Source organism: Streptomyces sp. NPDC031365 (genome assembly GCF_055569765.1).
In genome coordinates this window covers 142,892-156,726 of record NZ_JBVIIM010000016.1, presented here as the reverse complement: position 1 = coordinate 156,726, position 13,835 = coordinate 142,892, and the positions used below count along the sequence as shown (strand labels likewise).

10 protein-coding genes are annotated in these 13,835 nt (G+C 70.9%); 8 read left to right on the top strand and 2 right to left on the bottom strand.

All coding sequences use genetic code 11. The features are described 5' to 3' along the window. Positions 1–200: 200 nt before the first annotated feature. Positions 201–995, top strand: coding sequence for a hypothetical protein (locus ACZ5C2_RS23545; RefSeq protein WP_468794230.1), 795 nt, complete (start codon positions 201–203; stop codon positions 993–995). A 16-nt stretch (positions 996–1,011) separates the two neighbouring features. Here the strand turns inward: ACZ5C2_RS23545 and ACZ5C2_RS23540 are convergent, their stop codons facing one another. Further along, a complete protein-coding gene (locus tag ACZ5C2_RS23540; RefSeq protein WP_468794227.1) occupies positions 1,012–1,506 on the bottom strand; it encodes a MarR family winged helix-turn-helix transcriptional regulator in 495 nt (164 codons plus the stop codon). A 263-nt stretch (positions 1,507–1,769) separates the two neighbouring features. Here ACZ5C2_RS23540 and ACZ5C2_RS23535 point away from each other — a divergent pair, with 263 nt between their 5' ends. Continuing rightward, the gene (locus ACZ5C2_RS23535) at positions 1,770–2,603 is read left to right on the top strand and encodes a lysozyme (protein ID WP_468794224.1); all 834 of its coding nucleotides are present in this window, start codon (positions 1,770–1,772) and stop codon (positions 2,601–2,603) included. A 105-nt stretch (positions 2,604–2,708) separates the two neighbouring features. On the opposite strand, the gene lon is transcribed toward ACZ5C2_RS23535, so the two are convergent. Beyond that, positions 2,709–5,123, bottom strand: coding sequence for an endopeptidase La (gene lon, locus ACZ5C2_RS23530; protein ID WP_468794221.1), 2,415 nt, complete (start codon positions 5,121–5,123; stop codon positions 2,709–2,711). A 152-nt stretch (positions 5,124–5,275) separates the two neighbouring features. Between lon and ACZ5C2_RS23525 the strand changes: the two genes are divergently transcribed. The 6 genes from ACZ5C2_RS23525 to ACZ5C2_RS23500 all read left to right on the top strand — a co-directional run bounded on the left by ACZ5C2_RS23525 (position 5,276) and on the right by ACZ5C2_RS23500 (position 13,834). Next, positions 5,276–5,965: a spermidine synthase family protein gene (locus tag ACZ5C2_RS23525; RefSeq protein WP_468794218.1), complete on the top strand. Its 690-nt coding sequence runs from the start codon at positions 5,276–5,278 to the stop codon at positions 5,963–5,965. Between the two features lie 125 nt (positions 5,966–6,090). Further along, positions 6,091–6,831 carry a response regulator transcription factor gene (locus ACZ5C2_RS23520; protein ID WP_468794215.1) on the top strand — a complete coding sequence of 247 codons (741 nt, stop codon included), beginning with the start codon at positions 6,091–6,093 and terminating at the stop codon, positions 6,829–6,831. After that, positions 6,828–7,940, top strand: coding sequence for a sensor histidine kinase (locus ACZ5C2_RS23515; RefSeq protein WP_468794212.1), 1,113 nt, complete (start codon positions 6,828–6,830; stop codon positions 7,938–7,940). Before ACZ5C2_RS23520 ends, ACZ5C2_RS23515 begins: the two co-directional genes overlap by 4 nt. Before the next feature lie 291 nt (positions 7,941–8,231). Further along, positions 8,232–12,014, top strand: coding sequence for a multifunctional oxoglutarate decarboxylase/oxoglutarate dehydrogenase thiamine pyrophosphate-binding subunit/dihydrolipoyllysine-residue succinyltransferase subunit (locus ACZ5C2_RS23510; RefSeq protein ID WP_468794209.1), 3,783 nt, complete (start codon positions 8,232–8,234; stop codon positions 12,012–12,014). An 80-nt stretch (positions 12,015–12,094) separates the two neighbouring features. Next, positions 12,095–12,277, top strand: coding sequence for a DUF6104 family protein (locus ACZ5C2_RS23505; RefSeq protein ID WP_005312030.1), 183 nt, complete (start codon positions 12,095–12,097; stop codon positions 12,275–12,277). Between the two features lie 684 nt (positions 12,278–12,961). Next, positions 12,962–13,834, top strand: a complete 873-nt coding sequence (locus tag ACZ5C2_RS23500; protein ID WP_468794206.1) for a DUF4097 family beta strand repeat-containing protein — start codon at positions 12,962–12,964, stop codon at positions 13,832–13,834. Position 13,835 lies beyond the last annotated feature (1 nt).

Sequence of the window (13,835 nt, the reverse complement as noted above, 5' to 3'; positions counted from 1 at the left end):
GTTCCGCCGGACCGCACAGCCGCCGTGCGCGGCACGCCGGTTGGACGTCTGCGGCGGGCGGTGGCAGGATTCGCCGCCACGCCTTCCCGGAGCGCTTCAATACGGCCCAAACCAGGCGGCTGACCTGCGCGACTGCGGGGATCCGGCAACCATTGCCCGCCTTCTGCGACCCTTGTGGAGAGCTCGTGCAGACTGACCGGATGCGTACTGAGCTGGTGTCGGAGCCGGGTGGTCCGGGCCGCCCCAATGAGGACTTCGCGAGCGTCGCGCTCCCGGCCTCCGGGCAGGGCGGCTCGCTCGTGGTGCTGGACGGGGTCACGCCGCCGGGCGACGGGGGCGGCTGTCTGCATTCCGTGCCCTGGTTCACCGCCCGGCTGGGCGGCGCGCTGACCGAACTGACCGTTTCCCTCCCGGATGTCCCGCTCACCGAGCTGCTGTCCCGCGCCCTCGCGCGTACCGCCGGGACCCACGCGGCAACCTGTGACCTTTCTCACCCACGGACGCCTCAGGCAACGGTCGTGGTGGCCCGCTGGTCGCCGGTCTCGGTGGACTACCTGGTGCTGTCCGACTCGGCCCTGCTCGCCGAGTCCCCCGACGGCAGGGTCACCGCGTTCCTGGACGACCGGCTGGACCGGCTGCCCCGCTCGGCCCTGGCCTCCCATGCCCAGGTGGACGCCACGCTGCGCAACAAGGAGGGCGGCTTCTTCACGGCGGCGGCGGATCCCTCGGTGGCCTTCCGCGCGGTCACCGGTTCGCTGCCTCGCGGCGATGTGCGCGCCCTGGCCGCACTGACGGACGGCGCGGCACGCTGGGTGGAGCGGTTCCACGAGGGTGACTGGGCGGACTGCCTCACCCTGATCCGCAAGGAGGGCCCGCGGTCCCTGGTGGACCGTGTACGGACTCTGGAGCGGGCGGACGCGGGCCGGGTGCCACCGCGCCGGGGCAAGACGCACGACGACGCGACGGTGGTCTACGCGGAGCTGTCACCCCGGTAGTGGCACCCCGCGGCACTCACTTCTCCATCCCGCGGTTCAGCTGGTTCAGCAGCCGGGCGAGTTCCGTGACCTCCGCCGGGTCCCAGTCGGCGAGCCGGCCGGCGTACCGCGCGCGGCGGGCCTCGCGGACCCTGCTCACCCGCCGCTTCCCCTCCTCGGTGAGGGCGACCAGCCAGGCGCGGCCGTCGGCGGGGTCCGGTTCGCGGCCGACGAGCCCGAGCTCCTCCAGTGCGCGCAACTGGCGGGACATCGTCGCCTTGCCGACGCCGATGTAGCCGGCGAGCTCGGTGGCCCGCTGCCGGCCGCACTCATCCAGACGGACCAGCAGCCCGTACGCGGACGGCTCCAGGTCGGGATGGACCGCGCGGGCCATCTCCCCCTGACTGGACCGGGCGCGCCGCAGCAGTACCGTCAACTCGCGTTCCAGCGCGAGGAATCCGGGCTGCTCCACACGGGGCCAGGGCCCCGGCGAGGCGGCGCGACCTCCGCCGCCGTTTCCGTCTTCGTGCACGTCTGCCCCTGCCTCGGTTTCCCGTTCTGAAAATGTCCCGCCAAGTGGCGACGTCGCCGCAGCTCCACCAGTATTTCGCAGGCGTAGACCAACGGCGGCCGAGGGCACCTCCCGCGTCTTTCAGGCAGTGGGGGGAGGCCGTTCCACTCGCCGGCGTGGTCCGCGTGCGCCATGCCCCTACCAGGCGATTACGTGACATGCCCACTACGTGCGTGGTGGGTCACATTCCGGGTTCGCCCCCACCGACCTTTCGGAGATGCGTCATGCCTGTGCACAGATCCGGTCCCCTCCGCCCCCTCCGCATACCCGCGCTCGCGACCGCCGGGGCGGTCCTGCTCGCGGTCCTGGTCCTTCCCCGCGCGGCCGTCGCGGAGGAATCCGCTCCCACCGTTCCGCCGCGCGGCTCCGCCCACATGGGCATGGGCGTCGTCGCCCACGACGGCCGGGGCGGCGTCCCCACCACGCGCTCCACCCAGACGGAGGGTGTGGACGTCTCCAGCCACCAGGGCACCGTCGCCTGGCCGACCCTGTGGAACAGCGGGGTCCGGTGGGCCTACGCCAAGGCCACGGAGGGCACGTACTACACCAACCCGTACCACGCCCAGCAGTACAACGGCTCCTACGACGTCGGCATGATCCGCGGCGCCTACCACTTCGCCACCCCCGACACGGCGAGCGGTGCCGCCCAGGCCGACTACTTCGTGAACCGCGGCGGCGCCTGGTCCGCCGACGGACGGACCCTGCCGGGTGTGCTGGACATCGAGTGGAACCCGTACGGCGACGCCTGCTACGCCAAGTCGCAGACCGCGATGGTGAACTGGATCCGGGACTTCCTGGAGCGGTACCGGGCCCGCACCGGCCGTCACGCGGTCATCTACACGGCCACCAGTTGGTGGAAGCAGTGCACGGGCGACTACGCCGGCTTCGCCTCCACCACACCGCTGTGGATCGCCCGGTACGCCTCCACCGTGGGTGAACTGCCCGCGGGCTGGGGCACCTACACGATGTGGCAGTACACCTCGACCGGGCCGACCGTCGGCGACCACGACCGCTTCAACGGCACCCCGGACCGGGTGCGCGCCTTCGCGGCCGGCTGATCCGTCCCGACCGCGGTGAACGCCCGCACGCGGGGTGGAGGCCCGGTCAGGTGAAAGCCCGGGTCCCCCTCACGGGACCCGGGTTCACCCGTCCGGCCACCCCCGTCACGCGGCGACCGGGACCTCCGGCACCGCGCCGTTCGCGGCCGGCGACAGCGCCAGCTCCAGCACCTGGCGGACATCGGTGACGGCGTGGACGTCGAGCTTGTCCAGCACCTCCGCGGGGACGTCGTCCAGGTCGGGCTCGTTGCGCTTGGGGATGATCACCGTGGTGACACCCGCGCGATGCGCGGCGAGCAGCTTCTGCTTCACCCCGCCGATCGGCAGCACCCGTCCGGTCAGCGAGACCTCCCCGGTCATCGCCACGTCCGTCCGGACCAGCCGGCCGGAGAGCAGCGAGGCCAGCGCGGTCGTCATGGTGACGCCCGCGCTCGGGCCGTCCTTGGGCACCGCGCCCGCCGGGAAGTGGATGTGCGCGCCCCGGTCCTTCAGGTCGCCCACCGGGAGCTCCAGTTCGGCGCCGTGACTGCGCAGGAAGCTGAGTGCGATCTGCGCGGACTCCTTCATCACGTCACCCAGCTGTCCGGTCAGGGTGAGGCCCGACGCACCGGTCTCCGGATCGGCCAGGGACGCCTCCACATAGAGGACGTCCCCGCCGGCCCCGGTCACCGCGAGCCCGGTGGCGACACCGGGGACGGCGGTACGGCGCTCGGCCGGGTCCTGGGCGGACTCGGGCACGTGGTGCGGCCGGCCGATCAGGTCCCGCAGGTCCGTCTCCGTCACCGTGAAGGGCAGCTCGCGCTCGCCCAGTTCGTGCCGGGCCGCGATCTTGCGCAGCAGCCGCGCGATGGACCGCTCCAGGGTGCGCACGCCCGCCTCGCGCGTGTACTCGCCGGCCAGCTTGCGCAGCGCGCCCTCGTCGATCGTCACCTCGTCCTCTTCCAGACCCGCGCGTTCCAGCTGGCGCGGGAGCAGGTGGTCGCGGGCGATGACGACCTTCTCGTCCTCGGTGTAGCCGTCGAGGCGGACCAGCTCCATGCGGTCGAGCAGGGCCTCCGGGATGGCTTCGAGGACGTTGGCCGTCGCGAGGAACACGACGTCGGACAGGTCGAGCTCGACCTCCAGGTAGTGGTCCCGGAAGGTGTGGTTCTGCGCCGGGTCGAGGACTTCGAGGAGGGCGGCGGCCGGGTCGCCGCGGAAGTCGGAGCCCACCTTGTCGATCTCGTCCAGCAGGACGACCGGGTTCATCGAACCCGCCTCCTTGATCGCCCGCACGATCCGGCCGGGCAGTGCGCCGACGTAGGTCCGGCGGTGGCCGCGGATCTCGGCCTCGTCGCGGACGCCGCCGAGGGCGACGCGGACGAACGCGCGGCCCATCGCGTGGGCGACGGACTCACCGAGGCTGGTCTTGCCGACACCCGGCGGACCGACCAGGGCGAGCACCGCTCCTCCGCGCCGCCCGCCGACGATTCCCAGACCCCGGTCACCGCGCCGCTTGCGCACGGCCAGGTACTCGGTGATCCGTTCCTTCACGTCCTCCAGGCCCGCGTGCTCGGCGTCCAGGACGGACTGGGCACCCCGGATGTCGTAGGCGTCCTCGGTGCGCTCGTTCCACGGCATCTCCAGAACCGTGTCGAGCCAGGTGCGGATCCAGGAGCCCTCGGGCGACTGGTCGGAGGAGCGCTCCAGCTTGTCGACCTCCTTGAGCGCGGCCTCGCGGACCTTCTCCGGCAGGCCGGCCGCCTCGACGCGGGCGCGGTAGTCGTCGGACTCCTCGCCCTCCTGTTCGCCGTTCAGCTCGCGCAGCTCCTTGCGGACGGCCTCCAGCTGGCGGCGGAGCAGGAACTCGCGCTGCTGCTTGTCGACGCCCTCCTGGACGTCCTTGGCGATGGTCTCGGCCACGTCCTGCTCGGCGAGGTGGTCGCGCAGCTGCTGGGTGGCGAGCCTCAGCCGGGCCACCGGGTCGGCGGTCTCCAGCAGGACGACCTTCTGCTCGGTGGTCAGGAACGGCGAGTAGCCGGAGTTGTCGGCGAGCGCGGAGACGTCGTCGATGGCCTGGACGCGGTCCACGACCTGCCAGGCGCCGCGCTTGCGCAGCCAGGCGGTGGCGAGCGCCTTGTACTCCTTGACAAGTGCGTCGACCTGCCCCGGCAGCGGCTCGGGAACGGTCTCGTCGATCCGCGTGCCCTCCACCCACAGCGCCGCGCCCGGCCCGGTGGTCCCGGCGCCGATGCGCACGCGGCCACGTCCGCGGATCAGGGCGCCCGGGTCACCGTCGGCCAGCCTGCCGACCTGCTCGACCGTGCCCAGCACGCCGGTACCGGCGTAGGTCCCGTCGACGCGTGGCACCAGGAGCACCCTGGGCTTTCCCGGCGTCGTCCGGGCGGCGGCCTGGGCGGCCTCCACCGCCGCGCGCACCTCGGAATCGCTCAGGTCCAGCGGAACCACCATCCCGGGCAGCACGACCTCGTCGTCGAGCGGCAGCACAGGCAGGGCGAGCGGTGTGGACTCAGTAGCCATGATCTCCCCTTCGGCAGTCAAGTTGAGCTATGCCGACTCAATGCACGGGGATCGCCGTATGTTCCCAGCGGTGCGTTCGCTCTGAGCGATCACCGTTCCCGGGGTGCGGACGGCCGTGACCGCCGCGAAAGGGGAGCTGCCAGGATGAACGCATGTCCACCCCGTACGACATTCCCGAACCTCCCGAAATCCTGGACCGCCGCGAGGGCCCGTACGGCGAGGTCGCGCTGCGCAGGCACGGTGACCTGCTGCAGATCATCGCCAACGGCTGCTTCCTGATGGACACCTCCGACGGCCGTTCGGAGCGGCGGCTCGTCGACGCCGCGCTGGACGCCCTCGACGCGCGCGCCGCGGACCCGCGCGTCCTCATCGGCGGTCTCGGGGTGGGCTTCTCGCTCGCACACGCCACCGGGCAGTCCCGCTGGGGCCGGATCACCGTGGTGGAGCGGGAACCGGCCATCATCGAATGGCACCGCGTCGGGCCCCTGTCCGGCCTCTCCGCACGAGCCCTGGCCGACCTTCGCGCGGACATCGTCGAGGCGGATCTCGTCGAGTACGTCCATGAGACATCCGACACGTTCGACGCGCTGTGTCTCGATATCGACAACGGGCCCGAGTGGACGGTCACCGAGGACAACGACGGTCTCTATTCACCGGCCGGACTCGCGGCCTGCGCGAGGGTGTTGCATCCGCGGGGGGTGCTCGCCGTCTGGTCGGCCAAACCGTCCGCGGAATTCGAGGGAACCTTGCGGAATGCCGGGTTCCGACAGGTGCGTACCGAAGAGATCCCCGTTGCCCGGGGCGTTCCGGACGTCGTGCACATCGGCATCCGCCCTGGATAGCAAAGCCGCGGTGGATCCCCGTACGCTGCTGCTCTGACACGGATCATTCAAGCGTCAATCGCAGTGATGCGCAGACGACGGATCACCCCACGGATTCCGGAAAAAGCACACCTCAGGGGCGGGCGATGGAGCAGACACAGACCTCCCACAACAGCACGGCGACGACCACACCCGGCGCACAGCGCCGGATCCTGGTGGTCGAGGACGACGCGACGATCGTGGACGCCATCGCGACCCGCCTGCGTGCCGAGGGATTCCTGGTGCAAACGGCGGGCGACGGACCGTCCGCGGTGGACACGGCAGAGGCATGGCAGCCCGACCTGCTCATCCTGGACATCATGCTGCCGGGCTTCGACGGACTGGAGGTCTGCCGGCGCGTGCAGGCCCAGCGGCCGGTGCCGGTCATGATGCTCACCGCGCGGGACGACGAGACCGACATGCTGGTCGGGCTGGGCGTCGGCGCCGACGACTACATGACCAAGCCGTTCTCCATGCGGGAACTCGCGGCGCGCGTGCATGTGCTGCTGCGCCGCATGGAGCGCGCGGCCCTCGCCGCCACGACACCGCGCAGCGGCATCCTGCGCCTCGGCGAACTGGAGATCGACCACGCGCAGCGCCGGGTGCGTGTGCGCAGCGAGGACGTCCATCTGACGCCCACCGAGTTCGACCTCCTGGTGTGCCTGGCGAACACGCCCCGCGCGGTGCTCTCGCGTGAGCAACTGCTGGCCGAGGTCTGGGACTGGGCGGACGCCTCCGGCACCCGCACCGTCGACAGCCACATCAAGGCGCTGCGCCGGAAGATCGGCGCCGAGCGGATCCGCACCGTGCACGGCGTGGGCTACGCCCTGGAGACGCCCAACCCATGAGCGATGGGCCGGCCGGACGCAGAGGCCCCGGGGACTCGCAGCCCTGGGGCGGTGTACGCCCGTTCTCGATCAAGACGAAGCTGGGTGCGCTGGTCGTCGTCTCCGTCCTGATCACCACGGGGCTGTCGGTGATCGCCGTGCACACCAAGACGGAGCTGCGCTTCATCACGGTCTTCTCGATGATCGCCACCCTCCTCATCACGCAGTTCGTGGCCCACTCGCTCACCGCGCCGCTGGACGACATGAACGCCGTGGCCCGGTCGATCTCTCACGGCGACTACACCCGCCGGGTGCGGGAGAACCGCCGGGACGAGCTGGGCGACCTGGCCCAGACGATCAACGTCATGGCGGACGAGCTGGAGGCCCAGGACCGCCAGCGCAAAGAGCTGGTGGCCAACGTCTCGCACGAGCTGCGCACCCCCATCGCGGGCCTCCGCGCGGTGCTGGAGAACATCGTCGACGGCGTCACGCGGGCGGATCCCGAGACGATGCGCACGGCCCTGAAGCAGACCGAGCGGCTCGGACGCCTCGTGGAGACGCTCCTGGACCTGTCCCGCCTGGACAACGGGGTCGTCCCGCTGAGGAAGCGCCGCTTCGAGGTGTGGCCGTATCTGTCCGGCGTACTCAAGGAGGCCAACATGGTCGCCTCCGCCCGCGCGGGCATGGCCTCCGGATCCGGCGGCCACACCCGTACGGACGTCCATCTGCACCTCGACGTGTCGCCGCCGGAACTGACCGCGCACGCGGACCCGGAACGCATCCACCAGGTCGTCTCCAACCTGATCGACAACGCGGTCAAGCACAGTCCGCCGCACGGCCGCGTGACGGTCCGGGCGCGCCGCGGCGACGGGGCGGGTTCCCTGGAGCTGGAGGTGCTGGACGAGGGACCGGGTATTCCGCGGACCGAGTGGCGCCGGGTCTTCGAGCGGTTCAACCGCGGCAACGTCAACCGGCCGCACGGCCCGGGCAGCGACGGCGGAACCGGGCTCGGTCTGGCGATCGCCCGCTGGGCCGTCGATCTGCACGGCGGCCGGATCGGAGTGGCCGAATCCGAGCGGGGCTGCCGGATTCTCATCACTCTTCCGGGGCCGTCTTCCGTACCAAGGTGACGTAAAGTTCGAAGCGGAGCCGCAAGATCCATCCACGTTCGCGCTGACGGACAGGTGTGATCGCGCACAGACCCGCGTGAGCTGCGCGTCGGGTCCCCGCCGAGCGATCCCTGAAGCCGCCGGAAGAACCGGAACCATGCTTGTTTCCCGCCATTTCCCGCGCCGAAACACGTGCGGGGATGTGACTTACACGACGATGAACGGGCCCGGCCTGACCTTCTCGCTCTTGGGGGCGTAGCCTTGATTCCCGCTGTCCATCATCTTGCGAAGCGGAAGAGGGCGGTTGACGCCGTGTCGCCACAGTCCCCCAGTAACTCGAGCATCTCGACCGACACCGACCAAGCGGGCAAGAACCCCGCTGCGGCCTTCGGTGCCAACGAATGGCTCGTCGACGAGATCTACCAGCAGTACCTCCAGGACCCGAACTCGGTGGACCGAGCCTGGTGGGACTTCTTCGCCGACTACAAGCCGGGCGCGCCTGCGACCTCGGCTCCGGCGGGTAACGCGGCCGCAGGGGCCGCGGGAACCACCACCACCCCGGCCCAGCCCGCCGCGCCCGCTCCTGCGGCCGCCCGGCCCGCTGCCGCCGCACCGGCACCCGCCGCCAAGGCGCCGGCGCAGGCCGCCGCTCCGGCGAAGGCCGCCGCCCCCGCCGCGAAGTCGGCACCGGCCAAGCCCAAGGCGGAGCCCGCGGGCGAGGCGAAGACCGGGGCCGAGCAGGTGACCCTGCGCGGTCCGTCCGCCGCCGTGGCGAAGAACATGGACGCCTCGCTGGAGCTGCCCACGGCCACGTCCGTGCGCGCGCTCCCGGTGAAGCTGCTGTTCGACAACCGCATCGTCATCAACAACCACCTCAAGCGGGCCCGGGGCGGGAAGATCTCCTTCACGCACCTCATCGGCTACGCGATGGTCCAGGCCATCAAGGCCATGCCGGCGATGAACAACTCGTTCGCGCGGGTGGACGGCAAGCCGACCCTGGTGAAGCCGGAGCACGTCAACCTCGGCCTGGCCATCGACCTGGTGAAGCCCAACGGCGACCGCCAGCTGGTCGTCGCGGCCATCAAGAAGGCCGAGACGCTGAACTTCTTCGAGTTCTGGCAGGCCTACGAGGACATCGTCCGTCGCGCCCGCGACAACAAGCTGACGATGGACGACTTCACCGGTGTCACGGTCTCCCTGACCAACCCCGGCGGCCTCGGCACGGTGCACTCCGTGCCGCGCCTGATGCCCGGCCAGTCGGTGATCCTGGGCGTCGGCTCGATGGACTACCCGGCGGAGTTCCAGGGCACCAGCCAGGACACCCTGAACAAGCTCGGCATCTCCAAGGTCATGACGCTCACGTCGACCTACGACCACCGGGTGATCCAGGGCGCCGCCTCCGGCGAGTTCCTGCGCCAGGTCGCCAACCTCCTGCTCGGCGAGAACGGCTTCTACGACGAGATCTTCGAGGCGCTGCGCATCCCCTACGAGCCGGTCCGCTGGCTCAAGGACATCGACGCCTCCCACGACGACGACGTCACCAAGGCCGCCCGGGTCTTCGAGCTGATCCACTCCTACCGGGTCCGCGGCCACGTCATGGCCGACACCGACCCGCTGGAGTACCGCCAGCGCAAGCACCCCGACCTGGACATCGTCGAGCACGGCCTCACCCTGTGGGACCTGGAGCGCGAGTTCGCCGTCGGCGGCTTCTCCGGGAAGTCCCTGATGAAGCTGCGCGACATCCTCGGCGTGCTGCGCGACTCGTACTGCCGCACCACGGGCGTCGAGTTCATGCACATCCAGGACCCCAAGCAGCGCAAGTGGATCCAGGACCGCATCGAGCGCTCGCACACCAAGCCGGAACGCGAGGAGCAGCTGCGCATCCTGCGCCGGCTGAACGCGGCGGAGGCGTTCGAGACGTTCCTGCAGACGAAGTACGTCGGCCAGAAGCGCTTCTCCCTGGAGGGCGGCGAGTCCGTCATCCCGCTGCTCGACGCGGTGCTGGACTCGGCCGCCGAGTCCCGCCTGGACGAGGTCGTCATCGGCATGGCCCACCGCGGCCGGCTGAACGTGCTGGCCAACATCGTCGGCAAGTCGTACGCGCAGATCTTCCGCGAGTTCGAGGGCAACCTCGACCCGAAGTCGATGCACGGCTCCGGCGACGTGAAGTACCACCTGGGCGCCGAAGGCACCTTCACCGGTCTGGACGGCGAGCAGATCAAGGTCTCCCTGGTGGCCAACCCCTCGCACCTGGAGGCGGTGGACCCGGTCCTGGAGGGCGTCGCCCGCGCCAAGCAGGACATCATCGGCAAGGGCGGCACGGACTTCACGGTCCTGCCGGTGGCGATCCACGGCGACGCGGCCTTCGCGGGCCAGGGCGTGGTGGCCGAGACCCTGAACATGTCGCAGCTGCGCGGCTACCGCACCGGTGGCACGGTCCACGTCGTCATCAACAACCAGGTCGGCTTCACGGCCGCGCCCGAGTCGTCGCGCTCCTCGATGTACGCCACCGACGTGGCCCGCATGATCGAGGCCCCGATCTTCCACGTGAACGGCGACGACCCGGAGGCCGTCGTGCGCGTCGCGCGCCTGGCCTTCGAGTTCCGCCAGGCGTTCAACAAGGACGTGGTGATCGACCTCATCTGCTACCGCCGCCGCGGTCACAACGAGTCGGACAACCCGGCCTTCACCCAGCCGCTGATGTACGACCTGATCGACAAGAAGCGCTCGGTCCGCAAGCTGTACACCGAGTCCCTCATCGGCCGCGGGGACATCACCCTCGAAGAGGCCGAGCAGGCGCTGCAGGACTACCAGGGACAGCTGGAGAAGGTCTTCACGGAAGTCCGTGAGGCCACCTCGCAGCCGTCCACGGTCGAGCACGCGGACCCGCAGGCCGAGTTCCCGGTCGCCGTGAACACCGCGGTGACCACGGAGACCGTCAAGCGGATCGCCGAGTCCCAGGTGAACATCCCCGACCACATCACCGTCCACCCGCGACTGCTGCCGCAGATGCAGCGCCGGGCGGCGATGGTCGAGGACGGCACCATCGACTGGGGCATGGGCGAGACCCTCGCCCTCGGCTCGCTGCTCCTGGAGGGCGTCCCGGTGCGCCTGGCGGGCCAGGACTCCCAGCGCGGCACCTTCGGCCAGCGCCACGCGGTCATCATCGACCGCAGCACGGGCGAGGAGTACACGCCGCTGCAGTACCTCTCCGAGGACCAGTCGCGGCTGAACGTCTACAACTCCCTCCTGTCCGAGTACGCGGCGATGGGCTTCGAGTACGGCTACTCGCTGGCCCGCCCCGACGCGCTCGTGCTGTGGGAGGCGCAGTTCGGTGACTTCGTCAACGGCGCTCAGACGGTCGTGGACGAGTTCATCTCCTCGGCCGAGCAGAAGTGGGCCCAGACCTCCGGTGTGGTCCTGCTCCTCCCGCACGGCTACGAGGGCCAGGGCCCGGACCACTCCTCGGCCCGGCCGGAGCGGTTCCTGCAGCTCTGCGCGCAGAACAACATGACGGTCGCGATGCCGACGTCGCCGTCGAACTACTTCCACCTCCTGCGGTGGCAGGCGCACAACCCGCACCACAAGCCGCTGGTCGTCTTCACCCCGAAGTCGATGCTCCGCCTGAAGGCCGCGGCGGCGAAGGCGGAGGAGTTCACCTCGGGCCAGTTCCGCCCGGTCATCGGCGACGCCTCGGTCGACCCGGCCGCGGTCAAGAAGGTCGTCTTCACCGCCGGCAAGGTCTACTACGACCTCGATGCCGAGCGGCAGAAGCGCGGCGCGACGGACACGGCGGTCATCCGCATCGAGCGTCTGTACCCGCTGCCGGGCGCCGAGCTCCAGGCGGAGATCAAGAAGTACCCGAACGCCGAGAAGTACCTGTGGGCCCAGGAGGAGCCGGCGAACCAGGGTGCCTGGCCGTTCATCGCACTCAACCTGATCGACCACCTCGACCTGGCGGTCGGCGCCGACCTCCCGCACGACGAGCGTCTGCGCCGCATCTCGCGGCCGCACGGCTCGTCGCCGGCGGTCGGCTCCGCCAAGCGCCACCAGGCCGAGCAGGAGCAGTTGGTGCGCGAGGTCTTCGAGGCGTAACCGGCAGCCGTGCGCGCGGGCCGCATCCCTCTCACGGGGGGTGCGGCCCGCCCGTTTTTCCGGCACATATCCTTGTCCTCATGTACTTCACGGACCGTGGCATCGAGGAACTGGAGAAGCGGCGCGGCGAGGAGGAGGTCACCTTCGAGTGGCTGGCCGAGCAGCTGAGGACGTTCGTGGACCTCAACCCCGACTTCGAGGTCCCGGTGGAACGCCTGGCCACCTGGCTGGCCCGCCTGGACGACGAGGACGACGAGGAGTAGAACCCCGGCGGGGTGCCGCCCGCTCCCCCTCCCTTGAGAGACGACGGCACCCCGGTACGCCCCGGGTGACCGCAGGGCCCCGCCCACGGCCCACCACCGCAGGCCGCTCCCGGCCGCCTCTCCCACCGAGGCGGTAACGCCGGTCCGGCCCCCTCCCGCACACCGGCTCGGGACCCTCCCGCCTCCTCTTCCGAGCGCCGCACGGGTCCCTCCGCCTCTTCCCGCAGGCCGCTCCGGCGTCTTCCGAGGCGCCGCCTCCAGCCCACCCCGCCGGTCCCGCGGGCCGCTCCGCCTCCCCACCGAATCCGGCCGCTCCCCACCATCGCCGCCACCGCGGGCTGCCCCGCTTCCCGCCGCGCCCTGAGTGCGCCACTCCCGCCACTCCCGCCGCTCCCGCCACTCCCGCCACTCCCGCCGGCAGTCGTGCCGCTGGGGCGGCACGGGTGGGCGCGACGGCACCCCGCAAACGCCGGGCTGCGCACCCCACCCCCCGCTCAGCGACAACACGGGGCACCCGGCCCAGCACCGCCCTCCACCACCCCCACCGCTCACACCCACGACCGTTCACGAACGCTCACCAGAACGAGCGTCTTGACTTTCCGCAACCGCGATATATCGTGAATCACGTAAGACGCGATATGGCGCGTCCCTGTGCCATCGGGTCACTCCCAGGAGGTCGCCACCATGCCCGAGTCGTCCGTAGCGGAGCCCACACAGCTCACCTTCGACGCCCCCGTGACCGAACTCCACGTACGCATCGTCAACGGAACGGTGAACGTGGTGGGCACCGAAGAAGGTTCCGCCCGCCTGGAGGTCTCCGAGATCGACGGCCCACCCCTGGTGGTGACCCAGAAGGACGGCACCCTCACGGTGGCCTACGACGACCTGCCCTGGAAGGGCTTCCTCAAGTGGCTCGACCGCAAGGGCTGGCGCCGCAGCGCGGTGGTCTCCCTCGCCGTCCCCGCCGGGACCCGCGTCGAGGTGGGGGTGGTCGGCGCCACCGCCGTCGTCTCCGGCATCCGCGGCCCCGCCGTGGTGAAGGGCGTGGCGGGCGACACCACCCTCGTCGCCCTCTCCGGCCCGGTCCGCGCGGACACCGTGTCGGGGAACGTTGAGGCCCAGTCCGTCACCGGCGACCTCCGCTTCGCCTCCGTCTCCGGCGACCTCACCGTCGTCGAGGGCTCCGGCTCCTCCGTGCGGGCCGACACGGTCAGCGGCTCCATGATCGTGGACCTCGATCCCGACGGACCCACCGACGTGAAACTGACCAGCGTCTCGGGCGAGATCGCCGTCCGGCTGCCCGACCCGGCGGACGCCGAGGTCGAGGCCAACACCGCCAGCGGCGCGATCTCCAACGCCTTCGACGACCTCCGGGTGCAGGGCCAGTGGGGCGCCCACAAGCTCACCGGCCGTCTGGGCGCGGGCAGCGGCACACTGCGCGCCACCACCGTCTCCGGCTCCATCGCCCTGCTGCGCCGCCCGCCCGGGGAGGACGAGCCGGACCTGGGGGACGGCGCGGGGGACAATGCCGGTACGACCGACAAGAAGGTGCTCTGAC

Bases quoted from the DNA above. Each gene is read 5' to 3' on its own strand.
- ACZ5C2_RS23545 (WP_468794230.1), top strand. From the start codon at position 201: ATGCGTACTGAGCTGGTGTCGGAGCCGGGTGGTCCGGGCCGCCCCAAT.
- ACZ5C2_RS23535 (WP_468794224.1), top strand. From the start codon at position 1,770: ATGCCTGTGCACAGATCCGGTCCCCTCCGCCCCCTCCGCATACCCGCG.
- lon (WP_468794221.1), bottom strand. From the start codon at position 5,123: ATGGCTACTGAGTCCACACCGCTCGCCCTGCCTGTGCTGCCGCTCGAC.
- ACZ5C2_RS23525 (WP_468794218.1), top strand. From the start codon at position 5,276: ATGTCCACCCCGTACGACATTCCCGAACCTCCCGAAATCCTGGACCGC.
- ACZ5C2_RS23520 (WP_468794215.1), top strand. From the start codon at position 6,091: ATGGAGCAGACACAGACCTCCCACAACAGCACGGCGACGACCACACCC.
- ACZ5C2_RS23515 (WP_468794212.1), top strand. From the start codon at position 6,828: ATGAGCGATGGGCCGGCCGGACGCAGAGGCCCCGGGGACTCGCAGCCC.
- ACZ5C2_RS23505 (WP_005312030.1), top strand. From the start codon at position 12,095: ATGTACTTCACGGACCGTGGCATCGAGGAACTGGAGAAGCGGCGCGGC.
- ACZ5C2_RS23500 (WP_468794206.1), top strand. From the start codon at position 12,962: ATGCCCGAGTCGTCCGTAGCGGAGCCCACACAGCTCACCTTCGACGCC.